We start from the raw sequence: 21,805 nt of genomic DNA on the forward strand, positions 1-21,805 counted from the left end.
CTTTGACGGCCGCCACGCCGCTGCGGCCTAATGCGCAACCTGTCGAACCCGGTCGCCTGCCCGCATGTCCAGCTCCCGCTTCTCCACCGCCCAGCAACGCGCCAGTATCCTGCACCTGCCCGCCGGCCCCTGGACGACGGTGCTCGATTGCCTGTGCGCGCGTTTCCCGGCGATCAGCCGCGACACCTGGCTGGACCGCATGGCGCGCGGCAAGGTGCTGGACAACGACGGCCAGCCCATCGGCCCCGCGCACCCGTATCGCGAAGCCCTGCGCATCCATTACTTCCGCGAAGTGCCGCTGGAAGCGCCGATCCCCTTCCAGGAAAGCATCCTGTATGCCGACGATCACCTGGTGGTGGCGGACAAGCCGCACTTCCTGCCGGTGACGCCCGCGGGCCAGTATGTGGAGGAAACCCTCCTGGCCCGTCTCACCAGGCGCCTGGACAATCCGCTGCTGGTGCCGCTGCACCGCATCGACCGGCTCACCGCCGGGCTGGTGCTGTTCTCCGCCGATCCGGCCAACCGCGATGCCTACCAGGCGCTGTTCCGCGAGCGGCGTATAGACAAGCTGTACGAGGCCATCGCCCCGGCGCTGCCGCAATTGCAATTCCCCCTGGTGCATCGCTCGCGGATGGTCGAGGGCGACCCGTTCATCCGCATGCAGGAGGTGGAAGGCGAGCCCAACAGCGAAACACATATCGAGGTGCTCGAGCAGCGCGGCAGTCTGTGGCGCTATGGATTGCACCCGGTCTCCGGCAAGCGTCACCAGTTGCGCGTGCACATGTCCGGCCTGGGCGCGGCGCTGTGCTTCGACCCGCTCTATCCGACGCTGCCGCCGCGCGGTGAGCGGCCGCCGGAAGATTTCGCCAAGCCGCTGAAGTTGCTGGCCCGGCAACTGGCGTTCATCGACCCGGTCACGGGCGAGGCGCGACATTTCAGGAGCCAGCTTGAGCTGTCCTGGCCTTCCATCAATTTCATCGATGGTCACCCTTAAGCCGATCCATTTCCGTCGATGGTGGCCCCGGTGTTTTCATAGCTCCACCCCAAGGAGAGAAAGCATCGGGAGCCGAACATGAGCTACAGCGCCAAGTCCTTTTCCGCCCTCGTCAACGCCCTGCGTGCCGATGGCATCACCCGTCCCGAACAGATGGCCCGCCAGCCCTTCCGCAATGCCCAGGGCTTCTGGTCCGCGGTGGCAAAGAAATGAACCTCGTGCGGCGACTCCCGCCTGCGCTGCGCATGGATGCGGTGATCGTCCTCTACGCCATGGCCGCGGCCTGGCTGGTTTTTTCCGGGTTGTAAGGGCTCATACCGTTCGCGGGCAAGCCCGCTTGCATGTCGCAGGAGCAAGCTTGCCCGCGAACCGTCCAACAAGAAAAAGGGCAGCCACGGCTGCCCTTTTCGTGTCAGCGCGGCCCTGCCGCGCTCCATCCTCACTTTTTCAGACAGGTGCTCATGAACGCCTTGCGTTCATCGCCCTTGAGCGCCTTCTGGGTCGCATCGGCGTTGCAGGACTTCATCTTTTCCTGCTGCGGCGTCATCGCCTTGGTATCACTGCCGGCCTTCAGGCAAGTGCTCATGAACGCTTTGCGTTCGTCCCCCTTGAGCGCCTTGGTGGTGGCGTCGGCGTTGCAGGTTTTCATCTTCTCCTGCTGCGCGGTCTGCGCGGCGGTGGCGGCGAAGCCTTGCGCCGAGAAAAGCAGAGCGAGGGCGAGCAGCGGAATCCGAACGGTGGTCATGGAGTGGTCTCCCAGGATGGAATTGCCACTCTGAGCGTAGCTCGCAGCCCAGCATTCGCGAGGCCTGTAGCGTGTTGGCGGTTCGCTTGGCGCAAACCCCGTGATGCTCGCCCCAACGTTTCAAAATAAAAAGTTATATATAAATTCTAATTGATAATTTTTTGAAATATAAAAAATACCGCAGTATGGCGCTGCCACTCATTCGGTACGCCAGGAAACTGCCATGTCGCTGTTGACCCTTCCCAATGCCCGCGAGCAAACCAAATCGGTCCGCGCCACGGTGCTGGTGTTCAAGGACCCGCGCTCGCAGGAGCTGCTCAACCGTATCGAGCGCCTGGCGCCCAGTGAGGCCAACGCGCTGATCATCGGCGAAACCGGCACTGGCAAGGAGCTGGTCGCGCGACATATCCACAAGCTCAGCCGCCGCAGCGGCGCGCCCTTCGTGGCGGTGAACTGCGGGGCCTTCTCCGAGACGCTGGTGGAGAGCGAACTGTTCGGCCACGAGAAAGGCGCCTACACCGGCGCCACCAGCAGCAAGGCCGGCTGGTTCGAGTCGGCCAACGGCGGCACGCTGTTCCTCGACGAAATCGGCGATCTGCCGTTGAACATGCAGGTGAAACTGCTGCGCGTGCTGCAGGAGCGCGAAGTCGTGCGCCTCGGCTCGCGTACGCCGGTGCCGATCAACGTACGGGTGGTCGCCGCGACCAACGTCAATCTGGCCGATGCCGTGGTGGCCGGGCACTTCCGCGAGGACCTGTTCTACCGCCTGCACGTCGCCACCATCCGCCTGCCGCCGTTGCGCGAGCGCCCCGGTGACATCCTGCCGCTGGCCGAATTCTTCCTCGAGGAGCACTGCCAGCGCCTGGGCTACAACCGCGCCTCGCTAAGCCCCGAGGCCGAGCGCAAGCTGCTGGGCCACGCCTGGCCGGGCAACATCCGCGAGCTGGAAAACGCCATTCACCACGCCCTGCTGGTCTGCCGCAACCAGCAGGTGCAGCCGGGCGATCTGCAACTGGCCGAGCTGCCCTCGGCGCCGCGCCACGACTCGCTGCGCCACGAGGCATTTCCCCACGCCCTCGCTCCGCGCGTCGAGGCCACCCTGGAGCAGGCACTGCTGGAGCTGTTCGAAAGCAACAAGCCCGACCTCTACGAGCACGTCGAGGAGGTGCTGTTCCGCACCGCCTATCACTACTGCCACGGCAACCAACTGCAGACCGGCCGTCTGTTGGGCATCAGCCGCAACATCGTCCGCGCACGCCTGGAAAAGATCGGCGAACTGAACCTCGGCCGCACCGGCTGAGGTCATTCCAGCCCGCACCAGCAGTAGGCTGAAGCCGTCCGTCGGCGGTCCTCGCGCGGTCTACCCCCACGAAAGGTTATAATCCGCGCCGTTTTTACCGCCGCCGCGCCAGTGCAAGCTGAGCGTCTACACTTCCAGGCGACATCCAGGCGTGATGTCGGTCGCCCGCGAAGCGGCGCGTCATCATCTGCTTACTAGTCATCAGCTTCATTTGTCAGGATTGATCGTGACCAAAGACGAACTGCGCGCGGAACTGGAGCGCCAGGAGCAACGCTTCAAGGATGAACAGGGCGGCGAAGTGACCCTTTACGCCGCTCAGCCCGAACCCGGCAAGAAACCCTGGCGCAAGCGTCCCAGCGTGCAGGACAAGGCCTTCGACCGGGAACTGGAAAGAATCGAAGAAGAACGACTGAAAAAGGATCAGGAAGCCGCTTCCGTTTAAATCGCAGGGACGGCCCCAGGCTGAAGGACTCCCCCGGATCTGCTGTGGGAAGTCTCGAGGCGATGGGCGCGCGGCGCTCCGTGGGGGGCCCGCCCGTTGGCCTGCAAACATTCATCCGATGGGCCGGCGGCCCGTGTGGAAGCATTGCAAACTTTTTCCACCCTGCCTGAAAGCGCCGTGCGACGAGGCGTCGCGCAAATTGGAGAAACCGTTTCAGGCTAAATACGGTGCTCCAAGCTTCTGGCATAATCGCCGCCCCGTCTCCGACCGGTCATAGAATTTTCATGTTCGATCTCTTCAGCGGCCTCGATGTCTGGGTGGGTGTCAGCCTGGTGCTGGCACTCGCATTCGTCTTGGCCTTCGAGTTCATCAACGGCTTCCACGACACCGCCAATGCGGTGGCCACGGTCATCTACACCAAGGCCATGTCCCCGTACCGCGCGGTGATCCTCTCCGGCATCTTCAACTTCCTCGGCGTGTTGCTCGGTGGCGTCGGCGTCGCCTACGCCATCGTCCACCTGCTGCCGGTGGAGCTGCTGATCAACGTGAACACCGGCCACGGTCTGGCCATGGTGTTCTCGCTGCTCGCCGCGGCCATCACCTGGAACCTTGGCACCTGGTACTTCGGCATCCCGGCTTCCAGCTCGCACACGCTGATAGGCTCGATCCTCGGCGTGGGCCTGGCCAATGCCCTGATCACCGGCGTACCGGTGGCCGACGGGATCAACTGGGGCAAGGCCATCGACATCGGCCTGTCGCTGATCTTCTCGCCACTGGCCGGCTTCCTCGTCGCCGGGGCCTTGCTGATCGGCCTGAAGTGGCTGTATCCGCTGTCGAAGATGCACAAGACTCCGGAGACCCGCCGCGACGTCGACGAGAAGAAGCACCCGCCGTTCTGGAACCGCCTGGTGCTGGTGATCTCGGCCATGACCGTGAGTTTCGTGCACGGCTCCAACGACGGCCAGAAAGGCATCGGCCTGATCATGCTGGTGCTGATCGGCATCGTCCCGGCCAAGTTCGTTCTCGACCTGAACAGTACTACCTATCAGATCGAGCGCACCCGCGACGCGGCCATCCACCTGCAGCAGTTCTACAACCGCCACTCCGATACCCTCGGCGAGATGCTCGCCCTGGGCAAGGCTGGCGACGCGGACCTGCCGGACCTGTACCGCTGCGAGCCGAAGCAGACCGAGGCGACCCTCAAGGGCTTGCTCGGCGACCTGCACGGCGTGGCCAGCTACACCGACCTGAACGACGACGAACGCGTGCAGGTACGCCGCTACCTGCTGTGCCTGGACGACACCGCGAAGAAGGTCGGCAAGCTGTCCGAGCTGCCCTCCCGCGAGAAGGCGGACCTGGAGAAGCTGCGCAAGGACCTGACCAGCACCACCGAATACGCGCCCTTCTGGGTGATCATCGCGGTGGCCCTGGCCCTGGGCATCGGCACCATGGTCGGCTGGAAGCGCGTGGTGCTCACCGTCGGCGAGAAGATCGGCAAGCAGGGCATGACCTATGCCCAGGGCATCGCCGCCCAGCTCACCGCAACCGCCGCCATCGGCATGGCCAATATCTACAGCCTGCCGGTCTCCACGACCCACGTGCTGTCCTCGGGCGTGGCGGGCACCATGGTGGCGAACCGCAGCGGCCTGCAGGGCAGCACGATCCGCAACATCCTCATGGCCTGGGTGCTGACCCTGCCCGTGTCGATCGCGCTGTCCGCCGGTCTGTTCTGGCTGTCCTCGCGCTTCATCGGCTGACGTCCGGCCGCGCGCCGCGAAAAACGCCTGCCTGCGCAGGCGTTTTTCATTTCAGGCCCGTCAAAGATTGACGGACTGCCCTGGCAGGCGGATGACGAAACGCGCGCCGCCCTTGAAGTTATCCACAGACAGGCTGCCGCCCATGTTGCGGATCAGGTCGTGGCTCACCGAGAGCCCCAGGCCCGTACCCTTACCGATGGGCTTGGTGGTGAAGAAGGCCTCGAAGATGCGCTCGATCACCGCCGGGTCGATACCGCCTGCGTTGTCGCGCACATGCAGTTCCACCCAGCCAGGATCCGCGCAGGGCTCCTGGGATACCCCCACCCAGCGCGCGCCCTCCCCGCCGCGTCCGAGCAGCGCGTCGCGGGCGTTGGCCAGGAGGTTGATCAGCACCTGTTCCAGTTGATCGGCATACCCGCGCACCACTACCCGCTGGGCGGGTGGTCGGCATTCCAGGGTGATGCCCTGCTGGGTCAGGCTTTCGCCCAGCAGGGCAATGGCGCCTTCACAGGCGTCGTAAGGATCGAAGGGCGCCGCCTCCAGTTCCGACTTGCGGCTGAACACCCCCATGTGGCTGATGACCCGCGACAGCCGGTCGATCTGCGCGTCGGCGCGCTCCAGTTTTTCCTTCAGGTATTCAGGCTCCCCCAACTTCTGCCGGGCGTTGTAGAGGGACATGCGCATGACGTGCAGGGGCTGCTTCATCTCGTGAGCCATGCCGCTGACCATCTCGCCCAGGCTGGCCATTTTCGCGCCCTGGGCCAGTTGCTGCTGGGCGTGGCGCACGGCGGTGTTGTCGCGGCCCACGGCCTGGATTTCCTGTAGCCGCCCCTCGCCATCCAGCAACGGCCGGTCGGACCAGATCAGCCAGAGGTTGCGCTGGCCAGGCAGGCAGAAGCGCAGCTCCCAGGAGTCATCCGCCGCGCTCTGGCCGCCGCCCACCAGGCGGGCACGCAAGGCGCTGCAGTCCTGCTCCGACAGCCACTCGTCGAGCCGCCGGCCGAGCAGCTTGTCTACCGGCTCGCCCAACACCTGGGCGAAGGTGTGGTTGATGAAGGTCAGCTGCAGGTCCGGGTCATAGCGGCAGATCAGCGCTGGCGAGTCTTCCACCAGCACGCGGTAGCGTTCCTCGCTCTCGGCGATCTGCAGTGCGGCGAGGTGCTGCTCGGTGACGTCGAGCCAGAGGCCGACGGCCTCCTGCGGTATGCCCTGGATGTCACGCAGCAGCTTCGCTTCGTCGTACAGCCAGTGCCATTCGCCGGCGCTGTCGCGCAGGCGGTATTCGGTGCGCACGCGGCCTTCGCGCAGCAGTTCGCGGCCACGATCAAGGAAGGTCTCCAGATCCTCGGGGTGCACCCGCTCGGCCAGCGCCTGCCAGCTCTGTCCCTGCAGGTCGAGACCGAGCAGGTTGCCGGCGCTCTCGCTGTAGAACTCGGGAATCAGGTGCCCCTCTTCCACCCGCTGCACGTAGATGACCACCGGCGCGCTGTCGATCAGGTTGCGCAGCCGGGCGTGGGCGGCCAGGGCCTGCTCCTCCTGCAGCTTGCCCTCGCTGATATCCAGCAGCACGCCGTCCATCAACTGATCGCCGGCCCGGGCCTGGCGCCGGCCCTGCAGGCGCAGCCAGCGGCGCGTCTGGGTGGAGGCTGCGCCGCGCAGGCGCAGATCCTGGACCAGTTGCCCGCCCGGTTGCAGGTTGCGCAGACGCAGGCTGAGTTCGTCGGCATCGGCCGGATGCAGTTGGTTCAGCAGGTCCGCCAGCGCCAGCTGCAGTTGCCCTGCCGGCAGGCCTAGACTCGCGGCGACCGCCGGCGACAGTTCGAACACGCCCTCGTCCACCCGCAGCCGCCACCAGCCGCCGCCGACCATGTCCTGCAGCAGGCTCAGGCGCCGGCTGCTGTCGCGCAGGCTGTGCAGCTCGGTGCGCTCGTGCACGAGGTTGGTGAGGATTTCTGCCAGGTACTGCCAGTCGCTCGGCGCCAACCCCGGCCAGCCGCCGCCCGACTCCATCGGTTCGGCCACCAGCCCGGCCAGCCGACCGCCTCTTACGGGCGCCGGAATCAGGTAGAGGTGCTCGCAGCACAGCGAGTGGAGCAGCTCCGAGGGGCTGTTATCCGCCCCCAGCAGCCGCGCACCACTGGCCGAACGCAACTCGTCAGCAGGTACCGCCAGGTTTTCCCGCAGCAGGCTGTCGAAGCCGGGCTGCACGTAGCAGGCGAATATCCGCAGGCGCTGGTCCTGTCCTTCCAGCAGCAGGGCCATGCTGCGCATGTGGAAGTTGCTGCAGAATGCCTCCAGCACTTCACCGACTGCCTCGCCCAGGCGGCGCTGGGAGCTATGGCGCAGGCGGGCCAGCAGCAGCTTGCTGAGGTTCAGGCATTGCAACTTGTGCTGCTGGCTGTCGGACTGCCAGTTCAGGTCGGAGATGTCGGTCCCAAGCAGCAGGCAGTGCTCATTGGCCTGCAGCACGGCCTGGAAGCGGCATACCAGGGGCAGGTCGCCGGTGCTGCGCAGCACCAGGTCGAGCCGCTCGCCGCCGCGCAGGCTGGACACATGCATGCCACCGGGCACGCGGCGATCCAGGTAATCCGCCAACCCTGGCAGCTCGCCATTGCCAGGCATGGGTGGCAGCAACCGGTGGGCCTGGCTGCCACCTCGGGCGATGATGCGGTCGCGGCTATCCAGCTCCAGCCAAAGGTCCCAATGGCCGGTCACCACGGGTTCCGCCAGTTCTTCCGCGGGCAGCGCCGGGCGCCGGCGTGCCGCCAACGGTCGATTTGGCGCAGGCTGGTCGCTCGACTCATGCAGGGCGCGAGGCCTGGAACGCCAGAAATCGAACATCCAATGCCTCAGAGCAGGACGCTGGCGGTGCCGCTGAGCACGTCGGGCAGGCGCGGCACCGTGCCAATCCCGGGCAACGTCAGCAACGGGACTATCGGCGAGGTGGAATAGGGATAGCTGACGCACACGCGCACGCGCGTGTAGTCACGGCCTGAGACCGATTCGGTGGTGGGCGTGTCCATGAACTGCCCGCCATAGCAGCCGTTGCGCCAGCTCACTGGCATCCAACTCAAGCGCTGGGTCACGGCGCTGTCCACCGCGGCCTTGAGCGCGGCGTTATAGCCTCCCGGCGCCTGGGGGTTCACCGAAACCGCCACTCTGGCACCTGCCGCTGCCGCATCGTTGAACGATTGAAGCATCAGCAACGGCACGCAATATCCGAGCAGGCCGTAGAGAACAGCGAAAAACAGGATGAATACGCCGGCGAACTCGATAGCTACCGCGCCTCTCTGCTTGCCGCGCCCGCCGACTCCGTTCATGCGCAATACTCCCAGGCAACTTGAAACTTGAATGATCGTTCAGCTTATCGGCACGGCAAAACTTTACTGAAGATACTGGCCGCCGGATAACGACTACTACCGAGCAATACTAGGCGCTCTTGCGGGATTCGCCCGTATGACATGGGAATAGCGTTACGAGCCAAAGTCGATTTAACTTGGCCTCAAATGCAATATAGCGTTCCACTCCCAGATACCTTAAAACTCCACTTGCCGGCTTTGAAGACGCGGTTTCGGGATAAGGACATTCGATGCTGTTCAAACTCTTCCTGCTTGGCTGGTTCGCTGTCTGCGCCTTCCAGGACCTCACGCGGCTGCGGGTCAGCAACTGGCTTACCCTGGGGGGTGGGCTGATCGCCCTGCTCTTGCTGCTGTTCACCGGCCATACGCTGACGGGCTCTACGCCGCTGGCTGCAGGGGTCGCCGCGCTACTGGCGGCGCTGCTCAGCGTGCCGGGTTACTGGCTGGGGAAGCTGGGCGCGGCCGACGTGAAACTGCTGGTCGCCCTCGGCTTGGCCAGCGATCCGCTGACGGTGCTGTACACCCTGGCGCTGGCCTGCCTGTTCTCTGTGGTGCTGATGTTTGCCAGCAAACTTTGGATTGATTCGGATAAAGTACCGGCTAATTGCAAATCGCAATTAGCACGACTGCAACCGTCAAAGTTCAAGTCCTTTCCCTTCATCTTCGCGCTGTTTGCCGGTCTTCTGACGACCCTCTCGCTCATCCAATAAAAAGGATTCCGACAATTGGCAGAGTCCAAACTTAACGACTATATGCTAAGGGTTAATACCATCCATCGCCTGATGGGACGATCCGGCTACGGTAATTGAACGGCCGGACGATAAAAACAATGGATAGTGCCTTTTCAAGGAGCGTGCAGTCATGGATAAAACGGCCAATCGCCGTTTCAGCGTCCTGGTCATCGATGACGAACCCCAGGTGACTTCGGAGTTGTCGGAACTGCTGGAGAGCAGCGGCTACCGTTGCGTGATCAGCGACAGCAAGGACAGCGCCCTGCAGAAATTCCGCGAGGAAGCGTCGATCGGCCTGGTGATCTGCGACCTGGGCCTGGGACGCGACAACGGCATTCGTGTGGTGGAGGCGCTCAAGGAAGTGGCGGGGTCGGCCCGTTTCTTCGAAACCATCATCCTGACCGGCCAGCAAGGCAGCCAGGAAGTGATCGAGGCCATGCGCGTGGGTGTCGCCGATTACTACCAGAAGCCGGTGGCGCCGATGGACCTGCTCAAGGGGCTGGAGCGCCTGGAAAGCCGTCTGCACGAACGCATCCGCAGCCAGCTCAGCCTGAGCCACGTGAACCAGCGCCTGGAATACCTTGCCGAATCGCTCAACTCGATCTCGCGGGATATCCACAAGATCAAGTACGAGGTCCACGGCGGCGGCCAACCGGCCGGCAGCAGCGCGCTCAAGCAGGAGCAGCCGGAACCCTCGGCCAGCACCGCGCCGAGCAACGCCGAGCAGATGACGCCGGTGGTGAACAATCCGCTGTTCAACAAGCTCTCGCCGCGCCAGCAGGCGGTGGCGCGCCTGGTGAGCAAGGGGCTGACCAACTACCAGATCGCCTACGACCTGGGCATCACCGAAAACACCGTGAAGCTCTATGTTTCCCAGGTGCTGCGGCTGATGCACATGCACAACCGCACCCAGCTCGCCCTCGCCATCTCGCCCAGCGCAACCCAGAGCAGCGCAGTGCACTGATCCCCGGCAGCGCATCGGACACCTTCAGATCAGCAGCTCCGCGCCGCCGGTCTGGAGGTCGATAAGGCGCACGTCGAGAATGCCGGTCTGGATGCCCAGAAGCTTGAGCAGCGGATCGATCAGGCTGGTTGCCAGCAGATTCACCACACTCGCCAGAGCGCCTGTCAGCAGGTTCTGAACTCCGGGAATCGAGTTAATCAGGGTATTGGATACGCCGTTGACCAATTTTCCCAATGGACACAGTAGCCAACCCACCAAAGGCAGATCGCAAGTCAGGCTCGGGATGGGGTTGAGATTGATCTTCAGGTTCTGCGCCAGGCTGGCAACCCCGCTGGCCAGCGATGCCCCCAAAGGACTCTGCACCCGCTGAACCGGGCTGGGTAGATCGGCAGGACTCGCCACGTTGAACGTCAGGGATTGCTCTCCTCCCGCGGCGAACTGCGTGCCTTGAGTGCCGTTGGAAATGCTCACAGTCTGGAAGTTGCTGGTCCCTGAATTGGGACCAGTACCCGCAAGGAGATCGACGTCAGCGTTCAGCGTGAGGCTCGCCAGCCCTGGCGCGGCGGCGACGGTCACTGTCACCGGTTTTCCCACGCCGCCACACTGGATGGTATTCAGCGCAGCTGTACCCTTGGCGATATCCACCTTGAGGTCAATATCAGCCTTGACCAGCCCCAGGTTGAGCAGGTCGACACCCACCTTTGCGTCCAGGCTCACCTGGGTCGAAGTAGCCTGCGTCCGCCAGGAACCATTGCTGTTCTTGCCGGGGTAGCCGATGGCAATCTGCGGCGGCGAAATAATAGTCAGTCTGAGCGTCTGGCTCAGCAGGCCGGGAATATTCAAAGTCTGCGCGGGTACCGTCACGGCATGGCTCTTGTTCGCCACCAGCGCCGTGGCCATCAACAGGTCGAGCATATTGACCCCGGCACTGAGCGCCGTATCGCGCACGCTGTCCGGTGCCACCACGCTGAGGATTTGCCCCAGGGTCAGCTGCGCCGTCGGCACGTTGATGGTCGCCAGCGCGGTGCGCAGCAGCGCCGTGTTCACCCCGGCCAACTGTGAGGAATCCGCGGCGTTGAGCATGGCCTGTAGTAATTGCGCGGCGGTGACGTTGGCGCCCAGCAGGCTGTCGATCTTGCCCAGTTCCAGGTCCACCCCGGCCGCCTTGAGTTGCTGACTGAGTGCGAGCAGCGAAACGTTGGCCCCGGCGATACCCTGGTAGGTCACCACGTCCAGGTTGAGAGAGGTACCCAGCAAGCCGCCGAGCAGCGCATTGAGCAAGGGCGAGTTGCTCGAATCCAGGCTCAGCAGCCCGCTGCCGGCAGATATCCCGGCCAGCGCCGGGCGCCGGGCCACGGCCTGGGCGCTGAGCACCGCGGTGGTCGAAGCGCCGCTGAACAGGCTGGCGACGTTGAGCACCAGACTGGAAGGCACGCTATGGGTGGCCTGCACGCGCACGGAATCGGCCAGCTCACCGCCCACGCTGAACACCCGCCGCGACTCGGCGCCGCCGTAGGTGGCATCGAAACTGACGCTCCCCAGCGTGCCCGTCAAGGTGTCGCCGGTGCCGGGCACGAAGCCGTTCTTCGCCGCGCTGGAGGTGACGAAACCCTGAATGTCGCCGGCCAGCTGGGAGCCGCACATGCCGCCCTGGGTGGCCGCTTCCAGTGCCGCCATGTCCGCCACGCGCTGCAGCTTGCGTTGTTCGAAGTACAGCCGCCCGGTGTCGATCACCAATGCCAGGCAGATCAGCGCCAGCAGCAGCGTTCCCGCCGCCATGACGCCGATCGCGCCTCGCTGCCGTTCACGTCCCATGGCAGCCTCCAGAAAGGATCAGTTCTTGTCTGTGCTGAAGCCGTTGTTGTCGTCGAGCAGGTACTCGGGAATCTCGTGGGTATAGCTCTTCAGGTAGCGTTGGTAGGCGCGGTCGCGCTCGGCCGGCGTGGCGCTCTGCCGGTTGGGCGAGGCAGCCTTGCCGCTGCTCTGTAGATCCAGCCAGGTCAGCACCTCCTGCTGGTCACGAGCGGTGGTGCCAGCTTCGGTTTGGGTGGTCTCCACTGCCTGGCCCAGCACCGGCATCGCCAGCAGCGCGCCGGCCAGAATCCATGTCTTCATGCTTCCCTCCCTGCCCGTCTCAGCGGGCCTTGACCAGCAGCTTGGCGTCACGCGCGACTGCCGGTGTCGAATTCACCAGCGCCGGGGGCGAGTCCTCAACCGGGTCGTCCACATAGCTGACGCTTTCCACCTCGACCGCCGGCTGGCTGGACGGAATCGGCGGGCTGGCCGGACGCAGGTCCCGAGCCTGGTCCTGGGCCGCGCGGACCTGATCCGAGGACAACCCGACGCTCTGGATCAGCCGGCTGGCCTCGCTGCTTTCGCCCTGGATGAGCATGACGCTGAGCAGGTTGGTGGCCGGCAGCTTGTCGTGCTCGTTCAGCTCCATGGCGGTGATGAACTCGAAGCGCGCCTTTTCCAGCTCGCCTCGCCGCAGCAGGACGTAGCCCAGGTCGTTGCGCAGGGCGCTGTCGGTGGGCTGCAGCCGCGCCGCCTCCCGCAGCTCGCGCTCCGCCTCCACGGTATTGCCGCCGCGCATGGCGATCTGCCCCAGGCCGTGATGAGCTTCGGCGGCCTTGCAACTGCCCAGCAGGCCTTCGTAAACGATCCGCGCCTTGGGATCGCCGATCCGCCGCAGGGCCAGTGCCTTGCTTTCGCGCACTTCCAGCGAGTTGGGCGGCAGGGTTTCCAGGTTGGCCAGGGCCGCATGGGCGCGACCGTTGTCGAGCATCTCGCGGGCCAGGTTGAGTTGCAGCTCCACCGACTGGCCGAGCTTTTCGTTGCAGTTCTGCCCGACGCTCGGCCCGCCCCCCAGGGTTTCGAGGTTGGCGCAGCCACCCAGGGCCAGCCCCAGCAGGCCGATCAAATACGCGTTTCTCATCCTATTCCCCCCATGGCCTTGGTGATCGCGAGGAAACCGGGCCCGGCCAGGATGATCAGCAGTGCCGGGAACAGCAGCAGCATCATCACCAGGCTCATCTTCGCCGACAGCTTGCTGACCTTTTCCTGCAGGCCAGTCAGGCGGCGGTCCTCGAACAATTGCTTGAGGGTCAGCAACGAGCTGCGCGCACTGCCCCCCTGACGCACCATCTGGCGCAGCACGTTGCAGCAGTCGGTCAGTTCGCTCACCAGCAGGCGGCGGCTCAGCTGGTCCAACTCGTCGGCGAGGTCCAGGCCGTTGTCGGTGTGCGCCAGCACATTCTCCAGTTCCGAGGACAGGACGGGGACTATGCTCGGCCCCTCCCGGCAGACCACGCGCAGGCTCTGCTCCACGGTCAGGCCGGAGTCGAACAGGATGCGGATCAGTTGGATGAACAGAATCACTTCTCCGGCCAGGCGCAGACGGCGCTTTTCGGCGAAATATGCCAGAACACGCTTGGGCAGCAGAAAGCCGATACCCGCGGCGAAGAGCAGCGGTATCACTGGCGACGAGGCGGCGGTGCCGGGCATCGCCTGATAGATGAGGACTATCCCCATCAGCAGCACGGGACAGAAGATCAGAGACATCAGATAGAGGCTGCGCGGCGTGCCGCCGCTCCAGCCGGCCTGGTTCAGCAGGACGCGGACTTCCTCGTCGCGCAGGTGCAGGCGTTTGCCCAGCCCGCTGCCACTCACCCGCTCCACAAGGTCGGACACCCGACTGCTGCCCGGACGCGCCAGAGGCTCGCCGCCCAGACGCTGCTCGATCAGACGCTGCTCACGCCCCGCCATGCGGCTCTGCGAGAAAGCCAGAAGAGTTGCCGCGAGCACCAGCATCAGGACCATCAGTCCATAGAGAACGGGCATGGCAGCCTCCTCATATGCTCTTGAGCATGCGCCAGAGCGTGTAGCACCCCAGCACCTGCAGCCCGAGAGACGTCAGCAGCATCCAGCGGCCGCCGGTATCCATCCACATGTTCATCAGGTAGCCCGGGTTGGTGAAGAGGATGTAGACCCCCAGGCTGACTGGCAGCACTGCCAGGATGAATGCGCTCAGGCGAGTCTCGCCGGTCATTGCGCGCAGCTGCCGGCTGAGCTTTTCCCGCTCGTGAATGACCTTGATGATGTTTTCCAGCAGGTCGGTGGTGTTGCCTCCGTAGCGATGATTCACCGCCACGCCCAGGGAGAACACGTGCAGCTCTTCGACGTCGTAGAGCTCGGCAACCTCCTGCAGTGCCTCGGGCAGACTGATGCCCAGCAGCACATGGTTGTTCACCAGCGAAAAGATTTCCCGAAGCGGGTCATCGGCAGTACTGACCGCCTGTGTGATGGAGTCTCCCAGGGTGCGGCCGGAGTGCAGGCTGCGGACCACCTGATCGAGGAAGTTCGGCATCTGCCGGATCATCTTCTGCAGCCGGCGCTGGTAGAGCACGTTGAGCAGTACGTGGAACACCAGCCCTGCCAGGCTCACACCGCACAGCGCACCGGTCGGCCCGGCCACGCGCTGCCCCAGCAGGGCCAGCAGTACGGCGACCACTCCAGCGCCGAGGAGCCAATGGCGCATGTCGGCGATACCGGCGCGGCGCATGCGCCGCGCCAGCCAGTGGCTGCTGCGGACGCGGCTACTGCTGGCCAGCGGCTCACCGCTGAGGCGCCGCATCACCTGCTCGTTGTGTCGCGCCCGCACGCTCATGCCGCTGAGCACTATGCCGAACAGAGCCAGGCCCAGGCTTACGAGTATCAACAGCGCTGCGCTGGTCATAGGAGCACCTGACGGAACTTCAGCCCGCTCGGTTGCGCAGTGCGGACAAATTGCCCGGTGCCGCGCCGGTCGAGACTGAACAGCGAATTGGTGACGTAGACACCGTCACGCACCTCCAGCACCTCGAGGATCTCGCTGACGCAGCGGCGGCCATTGGACAGGCGGGTGATCTGCACGATGATGTCCAGCGCCGAGCAGAGCATCTGCCGCAGGGTCTGCTCCGGTACGCGCTGGCCGGTGAGCCCCACCAGCATCTCCAGGCGCAGCAGCGAATCCATCGCCGAGTTGGCGTGCACGGTACTCATCGAGCCATCGTGGCCGGTGTTCATCGCCTGCAATACGTCGAGCACTTCGACGCCACGGATCTCGCCGAGGATGATGCGGTCCGGGCGCATCCGCAGGGCGTTGCGGATCAGGTCGCGGGCGGTGACTTCGCCGAAGCCCTCGGCATTCGGCGGGCGCGTTTCCAGGCGCACCACATGGTCATGACCCAGCTGCAGCTCGGCGGTGTCTTCGATGGTGACGATGCGCTCGCGCTCGTCGATGAAGCTGCTCATGACGTTGAGCAAGGTGGTCTTGCCGGTGCCGGTGCCGCCGCTGATGAGGATGTTGCAGCGGCTCGCCACCGCCTGGCGAAGGAACGCCAGCATGGCTTCGTCGACGCTCTGGTAGCCGAGCAGGTCGGCGCTCTTGAGCAGCTCCTTGCTGAATTTGCGGATCGACAGGCAGGGACCGTCCAGCGCTACCGGCGGGATGATCGCATTGACCCGGCTGCCGTCGGGAAGGCGCGCGTCCACCATCGGGCTGGACTCGTCCAGGCGCCGGCCCAGGGGCGCGAGGATGCGCTGGATCACCCGCTGCACATGGTGGTCGTCGATGAAACGCAGGTCGCTCTGGTACAGCCGGCCTTCGTGCTCGATGAACACCCGGTCCGGTCCATTGACCAGAATTTCCGAGATACCCGGGTCGCGCAGGAGAATTTCCAGCGGACCGAAGCCGGTCAGCTCATCCACCACCTCTTCGGCGAGGCGGTCCAGTTCGTAGCGGGAGATCGCCAGCTGGCGGCGCGAAGCGTATTCGCAGACCTTCTCGGAGACGTACTGCGCCACCGCCGGCCGCGCGCCCTCCAGCAGGTTCATGCCGTCTTCGTCGATCTCGTCGATGATGTAGCGGTGCAGGCGCATCTTCAGCGTCTGCAGGTCCTGGTCGTGACGGCCGTGACCGCCGCCGTAGTGCTGGCTCATGAACGAGCGGCCTTCGCCCGGCCGATCCAGCCGAACAGCCCGCGTTTTTCGGCCACGCCCGCGCCCAGCGCCTCGGCCAGGTCACGCAGCTTCAGCGTCAGTGGGTCGCGCGGGGCGAGGTCAAAGAGGCTCTGGCCGACGTTCTTGGCGCGCAGCCGCGCTTCGGGCGAGGCCGGCAATACGCCGAAGAGTTCCAGGCCGAACATCTTGCCCAGCGCCGGGGCATCCGGTGGCACCGAGGCCCAGTAGCGCTCGATCAGCAGTTCGATGCGCGGTAGCGAGGGAGTGCGCTCGCGCAGGCGGCGCAGACGTTCCAGCCCCTTCTTGCAGGACGGCACGCTCTGATCCACCAGCCAAAGCACGCGGCTGGCCTGCATCAGCAATTGGCCGCTGAGCTCACCCTCGGCGATGCCGGTAAGGTTGATCAGGATATGCGTGAAGGCGCTGCGCAGGTTGCCCAGCAACAGATACAGCTCGGCGGTGGTGATGCGTTCCAGCACGCCGGGTTCGTCCGACAGGCTGAGCACGCGCAAGCCGGATTCGTGGCGGGTGAAGGCGCTGTCGATCAGGGTCTGGTCCAACCGGCGCAGGTTGCGCAGCGCATCGGCGAAGGTGAAGGCCGGGTCCATGCCGAGAATGGCAAGCGCTTCACCGGTGGGCTGGCCGATATCCACCAGCAGCACGCGGTGCTCCGGCTGGCGTTGCAGCGCCAGCGCCAGGTGCAGGGCGACGAAAGCGCCGTCGGCATCGGGTCGCGCACTGATCAGGCTGATCAGCTCGCCCTGCTGGGTGGCGCTCACCGGTACCGTGGGCAGGCGACCGCCGAGGCGTCGTACCAACCCGCTCAGCTCACTGGCGCGAGCGCCGTAGGTGACGAAGTCCCGCGCGCCAGCGCGCATGGCAGCCAGCACCAGCTGATTGTCCAGACCATCGCCGACGGCGACGACCGAAAGCAGCGGCCGCGCGGAAACCAGCCCCTCGATGAGCGAGCCCTGGGAGACCAGGTTGGCCTTGTTCAGGCTGGTGAACAGCACCGTAGCACCGGTGACGTCCAGCAGCGACAGCAGTTCCTCCAGGGTCCCGCTGTTGGCCAGGACTACCTGCCCGCAGCCGGCCAGGCTGCTCTGCAGCCACTCCTGCTCACCGGCATGCTGGACCAGCGCCACGAAAGTCTGACTCATGCCCGTGCTCCCTTGCTTTGCCTTGCCTCCCGCTCTCTGGCGGGTCAGCGCTTCGTAGGTATCCATCAGCGCGACATCCCGCTGCTGGCCTTGCGCTTGTCGAAACGGCCGTCCTCGAGGAAATAGAACTCGCCAAAACCTGGGTCGTAGTCGCGCAGCCCTTCGCCAGGCAGCTTCGGCAGCGCGGCATTGACGGCCAGCGGTTGCACCAGGTGCGGGGTAACGATCATCAGCAGTTCGCGGTCGTCCTTGTCCAGGTTCGAGGAGCGGAACAGCGCGCCGATCACCGGGATGCTGCCCAGGAAAGGGAACTTGTCGATGTTGCTGATGGTGCTGCTGCTGATCAGCCCGCTGATCACGAAGCTCTCGCCGTCGGCCAGCATCACGCTGGTGTCGGTGCGCCGCACGGTCAGCGCCGGCACGGCGATGTCGTTGGTACGGATGCCGCTGGAGAAGTCCAGCTCACTGACTTCCGGGGCGACCTTCAGGGCGATGCGCTTGTCATTCATCACGGTCGGGGTCAGGGTCAGGCGCACGCCGAATTCCTTGTACTCGATGGTGATGGTGTCGTTGTCGCCATTGGGAACCGGAATCGGGAACTCGCCACCGGCCAGGAACGACGCAGTCTGCCCACTGGTAGCCACCAGACTGGGGCGCGCCAGGGTGTATGCGAACCCACTGCCTTCCAGGGCGTTGATGAAGCCCAGCCACTTGCTGCTGCCACCGCCCCAGATGATGTTGAAGCCGCCGTTGGAGTTGCCGAAGGTGCCATCCAGATTGCCGACGGGATCGACGCTCAGGTTGCCCAGGCTACCCGGCGAGCCCAGCACGAAGGTATTGGAACCCCGCCGCACCAGCGATGTACTGGCCTGTTTGAGCTTGCTACGGCTGACTTCGACGAAGCGGATATCGGTCTGCACCTGGTTGGGCAGGCTGCCAGCGCCGACGCCGGTGATTCCGCCGACATCGCCCACCGCCCGTGCGCCCACGCGCACCACCGTACGCATCGGCTGATCGCTGCAGGCGGTCCAGATCAGCAGGCTGGTCAATCCCTCGGCCTTGCCGGTGACAAGGAAGTCGCGCTTGTCCAGCACCTGCACGTCGGCGATGTTCGGGTCGCCGATGGCCAGGCGCTTGATCGGCACGGGCAGCTGCTGGTCGCGTTGGGCGCCCTGCTCGACATCGAGGTTCAGTTGCTGATCAGCGAAGCCGGCGCAGGCGCTCGGCACGGCCTGCGCCGCGGAGTGGATGGCGCAGGTCAGCAAGGCGACCAGGGGAAGGATGAAGCGCTTGGACATCGATGCACTCCTTGCTCAATGTGCTTCACGGGAAACGGTGGTGCCGCGGTAGACCACCACGCCAGCGTCGACCTGCGGGGCCGAGACCTGTCGCACGGCGGGCGCCTGGGCCTGACGCGGCTTGCCGATAAGTTGCTCGAGGGTGATCGGCTGGCTGGAAGCGCCACCGAGCGAGGCCTGGATATAGCGGCCCTGCTGCTCCTTCTCGTAGAGGTTCTCGTCCTTGCTGCGCACAGCCAGGCGCAGGGACCCGGCCTGGCTGGCCAGCATCAGGCGCGAAGCGGCTTCGGCGGGCACCGCCAGCACGGCAGTGCGCGGCGGTCTGGGTGTCTTGTCCTTGGGGTCACCGGCATTGCGTGCCTGGCCGTCGGTGGCAACGGCGATCTGCTCACCGTAGGTCAGCACCCGCACACCGGGCAGCACCACCTGGGCGCTGAGGCTACGCTCGGTGCTTTGCTGGTCCTGGACAAAGAGCATGACGTCGACGTAGTCGCCGGGGAGCACGAAACCGCCGCCACCGATGACCTCGTCCACGGCAATCGCCATGGCGCGCTCGTCCGGCCGGATGGTCCGGGCCAGCGGGCCGCCCGGCTCGGTCACGGCGGAAGTGAGGATATTGCCCGCCGGCACGGCGATCCAGACACGCTGGCCGATCAACGCCTCGGGCTTGGGATAGCTGCCAGCGGGGGCCGTACGCAGCATCTCCACGCTGACATCGTCCTTGCCAATCACCTTCAGGGCCGGCAGGTCGCGGGCGGCCACCACCACAGCGGTGCGTTGCAGCTTGTCGGCCTCGGCCATTGCTGCCGGTGCCACCTCCTGCACCACGCCGTCAACCGGTGCGGCCGGCTTGCCGACCTTGAGTCCGAGATACCCCACCACACCGGCGCACACCAGCAACAGCCCGGCGAATACCATCAGCACCTTGCTATTCATGACCACATCCTTGGGCGATCTCGGGAATGCGGACCAAAGGGTCCACGGCCTTTTCGTATGAACTTCGGTCAACAGCGTCGCCGACGACTTCGTTCAGACCTTTGTTGTTGTTTCGGCCAAGTGAGGAAGTTCGATAAGAATCATTCCTCATAATCGATATTTAGTTGTTGCAAATCTGAATCTAGTAGCTGTGTTTAGAGCGTCAACCACGCGAATTAAATTTCCGCCCCGCAATTATTTATATGTCGAGAGAATTATAACTTTGGTATTAACGCCATTTGCACAATTGCATTCGGCCCTGCTGCGCCTAGCCTGACGGTGAAGTCAGGGCACCCGCCCTGTTTGTACTCGGGTGTGCACGGAGCTACGGCCATGGAAAAAAAGACCGCAATAAAACAACTTCCGCAGAGTTTCTTCGGCAAACTAAAAAATTTCATCCGTGATCGCGAAGGCGCCACCGCCATCGAATATGCGGTCATCGCAGGCCTCATCTCCATCGCGCTGCTCGCCGCAGCCACGCCAATCGGAACCAAGATCGGTAGCCTGATGACGGCAATCAAGACCGCCATCGGCGCCTGAGTTGCTGATTCGAAGCGTTCGCGGAGCCCGAACACGGCTCCGAACCTGTCGCTGTCCGTTGGCCGGAGGGCCCGCACATGGAACGCAAGACAGACTCGGTGAAACGTCTCTGCAAACAACTCCGCACTTTCCTGGCTGACCGCGAAGGCGCGACTGCCATCGAATATGCCGTGATCGCCGGGCTGATCTCCATCGCCCTGTTGACGGCGGCCAGCCCGATCGGCACCAAGGTCGGTGCGCTCATGGCCCAGGTGCAGACAGCGCTGGGCCTGTAACTCACTTAAGAGCGGGGGCGGTAAAATACCGCCCCCGGTTCTGCCCGTGCACTAAAGTCCCGCACCGGACGGCCGATACATCCTGCTCAACCCCGTTTCACAGCAGGATGCTTTACCGATGCTTCGTTCGCTGTCCTTCTCCAGGAAGATTCTCCTGGCTGCCTCTCTCGTGGTCACCTTTGCCTTCGCCTGTTTCATCTTCTTCAACGATCTGCGCCAGCGCGAGGCGATCCACTCCGACACCGAATCCTATCTTTCCGAGGTCGGCACGCTGACTGCCAGCAACATCCAGAGCTGGCTGGAAGGTCGCATCCAGCTGGTGGAAGCAGAAGCTGCGCAACTGGCCGATGGCGAGTCGACACCCGAGCGCATCCAGCATGTGCTGGAGCAACAGGTGTTCCAGAAGAACTTCGAATCGGTGTATCTGGGTGAGGCCGCCAGCGGCGTGTTCACCATGCGTCCCTATGCACCGATGCCCGACGGCTATGACCCGCGCAGCCGCGGCTGGTACAAGGACGCCGTGGCCGCAGGCCGCTTGATCGTCACCGAGCCCTTCCTGGATGCCGGCACCAACGAGCAGATCCTCGCCATGTCCATGCCGGTGATGCGCAACGGTCAGTTGGTCGGTGTGGCCGCCGGCGACATGAAGCTGGAAACCATCACGGCGATCATCAACTCGCTGAAGTTCGACGGCGACGGCTATGCCTTCCTGGTCAGCGACGCCGGCAAGATTCTCCTGCACCCCGACAGCAGCCTGATCTTCAAGAGTCTCGGCGAGGTCTACCCGCAGGGCGCACCCAAGGTGCAGCCGGGCGTACAGGAAGTCAGTGTCAATGGCGAAGACCAGCTGGTCTCCATGACCCCGGTGAAAGGCCTGCCGGGCGTGGCCTGGTACGTCGCGCTGGTGCTCAACAAGGACTCCGCCTACGCGATGCTCAGCGACTTCCGCAATACCGCCATCATCGCCACCGTCATCGCCATCGTCGCCATCCTGCTCCTGCTGGGCATGCTGATCCGCGTGCTGATGGCGCCGCTGACCGACATGGGCCGCGCCATGCAGGACATCGCCCAGGGCGAGGGCGATCTGACCAAGCGCCTGAAGGTTGCCAGCAATGATGAGTTCGGCGTGCTGGCCAACGCCTTCAACCGCTTCGTCGAGCGTATCCACGAGTCCATCCGCGAGGTGGCCTCCACCGCACGCCAGCTGCATGATGTCTCGCAGCTGGTGGTGAACGCCTCCAACTCCTCGATGAGCAACTCCGACG

At 64.5% G+C, this 21,805-nt stretch carries 22 protein-coding genes; 10 read left to right on the plus strand and 12 right to left on the minus strand.

The genetic code is table 11. The annotated features are described in order from the left end of the window. The first annotated feature begins 64 nt into the window (after nt 1-64). Both MJ122_RS29435 and MJ122_RS30135 read left to right on the plus strand, forming a co-directional pair. Nucleotides 65-994 carry a pseudouridine synthase gene (locus tag MJ122_RS29435; protein ID WP_239747136.1) on the plus strand — a complete coding sequence of 310 codons (930 nt, stop codon included), beginning with the start codon at nt 65-67 and terminating at the stop codon, nt 992-994. Between the two features lie 78 nt (nt 995-1,072). Further along, nucleotides 1,073-1,207, plus strand: coding sequence for a hypothetical protein (locus tag MJ122_RS30135; RefSeq protein ID WP_017519380.1), 135 nt, complete (start codon nt 1,073-1,075; stop codon nt 1,205-1,207). A gap of 226 nt (nt 1,208-1,433) precedes the next feature. On the opposite strand, the gene MJ122_RS29440 is transcribed toward MJ122_RS30135, so the two are convergent. After that, nucleotides 1,434-1,739, minus strand: coding sequence for a PsiF family protein (locus MJ122_RS29440; RefSeq protein ID WP_239747137.1), 306 nt, complete (start codon nt 1,737-1,739; stop codon nt 1,434-1,436). A 223-nt stretch (nt 1,740-1,962) separates the two neighbouring features. On the opposite strand from MJ122_RS29440, the gene MJ122_RS29445 reads away from it, so the two are divergent. The 3 genes from MJ122_RS29445 (at nt 1,963) to MJ122_RS29455 (ending at nt 5,238) form a co-directional block, all read left to right on the plus strand. Continuing rightward, nucleotides 1,963-3,039 carry a sigma-54 dependent transcriptional regulator gene (locus MJ122_RS29445; protein WP_239747138.1) on the plus strand — a complete coding sequence of 359 codons (1,077 nt, stop codon included), beginning with the start codon at nt 1,963-1,965 and terminating at the stop codon, nt 3,037-3,039. Between the two features lie 154 nt (nt 3,040-3,193). Next, nucleotides 3,194-3,481, plus strand: coding sequence for a hypothetical protein (locus tag MJ122_RS29450; protein ID WP_235154325.1), 288 nt, complete (start codon nt 3,194-3,196; stop codon nt 3,479-3,481). Nucleotides 3,482-3,765: 284 nt separating this feature from the next. Further along, complete coding sequence (locus MJ122_RS29455) at nt 3,766-5,238, plus strand: inorganic phosphate transporter (RefSeq protein WP_088417618.1); 1,473 nt, start codon at nt 3,766-3,768, stop codon at nt 5,236-5,238. A 60-nt stretch (nt 5,239-5,298) separates the two neighbouring features. On the opposite strand, the gene MJ122_RS29460 is transcribed toward MJ122_RS29455, so the two are convergent. Both MJ122_RS29460 and MJ122_RS29465 read right to left on the minus strand, forming a co-directional pair. Then, nucleotides 5,299-8,079 carry a PAS domain-containing sensor histidine kinase gene (locus MJ122_RS29460; RefSeq protein ID WP_239747139.1) on the minus strand — a complete coding sequence of 927 codons (2,781 nt, stop codon included), beginning with the start codon at nt 8,077-8,079 and terminating at the stop codon, nt 5,299-5,301. Between the two features lie 8 nt (nt 8,080-8,087). Continuing rightward, nucleotides 8,088-8,558 carry a TadE/TadG family type IV pilus assembly protein gene (locus MJ122_RS29465; RefSeq protein WP_017519373.1) on the minus strand — a complete coding sequence of 157 codons (471 nt, stop codon included), beginning with the start codon at nt 8,556-8,558 and terminating at the stop codon, nt 8,088-8,090. Between the two features lie 269 nt (nt 8,559-8,827). On the opposite strand from MJ122_RS29465, the gene MJ122_RS29470 reads away from it, so the two are divergent. Together MJ122_RS29470 and MJ122_RS29475 are read left to right on the plus strand one after the other, a co-directional pair. Continuing rightward, entirely contained in the window at nt 8,828-9,307 is a 480-nt protein-coding gene (locus tag MJ122_RS29470; RefSeq protein WP_275590882.1) for a prepilin peptidase, read from the plus strand. Between the two features lie 151 nt (nt 9,308-9,458). Then, entirely contained in the window at nt 9,459-10,292 is an 834-nt protein-coding gene (locus MJ122_RS29475; RefSeq protein WP_239747140.1) for a response regulator transcription factor, read from the plus strand. A gap of 24 nt (nt 10,293-10,316) precedes the next feature. Here the strand turns inward: MJ122_RS29475 and MJ122_RS29480 are convergent, their stop codons facing one another. The 9 genes from MJ122_RS29480 to cpaB all read right to left on the minus strand — a co-directional run bounded on the left by MJ122_RS29480 (nt 10,317) and on the right by cpaB (nt 19,686). Further along, on the minus strand, nt 10,317-12,107 hold the full coding sequence (locus tag MJ122_RS29480) for a pilus assembly protein TadG-related protein (protein ID WP_239747141.1): 1,791 nt from the start codon (nt 12,105-12,107) through the stop codon (nt 10,317-10,319). 18 nt (nt 12,108-12,125) lie between these two features. Beyond that, nucleotides 12,126-12,407 (minus strand): DUF3613 domain-containing protein, encoded by a 282-nt coding sequence (locus tag MJ122_RS29485; RefSeq protein ID WP_239747142.1) that lies wholly within the window; start codon nt 12,405-12,407, stop codon nt 12,126-12,128. Nucleotides 12,408-12,426: 19 nt separating this feature from the next. Further along, nucleotides 12,427-13,227, minus strand: a complete 801-nt coding sequence (locus tag MJ122_RS29490; protein WP_239747143.1) for a tetratricopeptide repeat protein — start codon at nt 13,225-13,227, stop codon at nt 12,427-12,429. Next, on the minus strand, nt 13,224-14,111 hold the full coding sequence (locus tag MJ122_RS29495) for a type II secretion system F family protein (RefSeq protein WP_239747149.1): 888 nt from the start codon (nt 14,109-14,111) through the stop codon (nt 13,224-13,226). The genes MJ122_RS29490 and MJ122_RS29495 overlap by 4 nt, the downstream gene beginning before the upstream one ends. Nucleotides 14,112-14,142: 31 nt before the next feature. Then, nucleotides 14,143-15,027, minus strand: a complete 885-nt coding sequence (locus MJ122_RS29500) for a type II secretion system F family protein (RefSeq protein WP_088417611.1) — start codon at nt 15,025-15,027, stop codon at nt 14,143-14,145. Next, a complete protein-coding gene (tadA, locus tag MJ122_RS29505) occupies nt 15,024-16,271 on the minus strand; it encodes a type 4b pilus Flp biogenesis ATPase TadA (protein WP_088417610.1) in 1,248 nt (415 codons plus the stop codon). The genes MJ122_RS29500 and tadA overlap by 4 nt, the downstream gene beginning before the upstream one ends. Further along, nucleotides 16,268-17,452 (minus strand): type 4b pilus Flp biogenesis protein TadZ, encoded by a 1,185-nt coding sequence (gene tadZ, locus MJ122_RS29510; RefSeq protein ID WP_017519364.1) that lies wholly within the window; start codon nt 17,450-17,452, stop codon nt 16,268-16,270. The genes tadA and tadZ overlap by 4 nt, the downstream gene beginning before the upstream one ends. A gap of 65 nt (nt 17,453-17,517) precedes the next feature. Further along, the gene (locus MJ122_RS29515) at nt 17,518-18,750 is read right to left on the minus strand and encodes a type II and III secretion system protein family protein (protein WP_239747144.1); all 1,233 of its coding nucleotides are present in this window, start codon (nt 18,748-18,750) and stop codon (nt 17,518-17,520) included. Between the two features lie 15 nt (nt 18,751-18,765). Further along, nucleotides 18,766-19,686 carry a Flp pilus assembly protein CpaB gene (gene cpaB / locus MJ122_RS29520; RefSeq protein ID WP_088417608.1) on the minus strand — a complete coding sequence of 307 codons (921 nt, stop codon included), beginning with the start codon at nt 19,684-19,686 and terminating at the stop codon, nt 18,766-18,768. 372 nt (nt 19,687-20,058) lie between these two features. On the opposite strand from cpaB, the gene MJ122_RS29525 reads away from it, so the two are divergent. The 3 genes from MJ122_RS29525 to MJ122_RS29540 all read left to right on the plus strand — a co-directional run. Beyond that, nucleotides 20,059-20,265 (plus strand): Flp family type IVb pilin, encoded by a 207-nt coding sequence (locus tag MJ122_RS29525; protein ID WP_088417607.1) that lies wholly within the window; start codon nt 20,059-20,061, stop codon nt 20,263-20,265. A gap of 77 nt (nt 20,266-20,342) precedes the next feature. Continuing rightward, nucleotides 20,343-20,540, plus strand: coding sequence for a Flp family type IVb pilin (locus tag MJ122_RS30140; protein WP_088417606.1), 198 nt, complete (start codon nt 20,343-20,345; stop codon nt 20,538-20,540). A 118-nt stretch (nt 20,541-20,658) separates the two neighbouring features. Next, on the plus strand, nt 20,659-21,805 hold a 1,147-nt coding region (locus MJ122_RS29540; protein WP_239747145.1), incomplete at its 3' end, for a methyl-accepting chemotaxis protein.

The organism is Pseudomonas sp. DP-17 (genome assembly GCF_022380625.1).
In the GTDB taxonomy this organism is placed as follows: Bacteria; Pseudomonadota; Gammaproteobacteria; order Pseudomonadales; family Pseudomonadaceae; genus Pseudomonas; species Pseudomonas nitroreducens_A.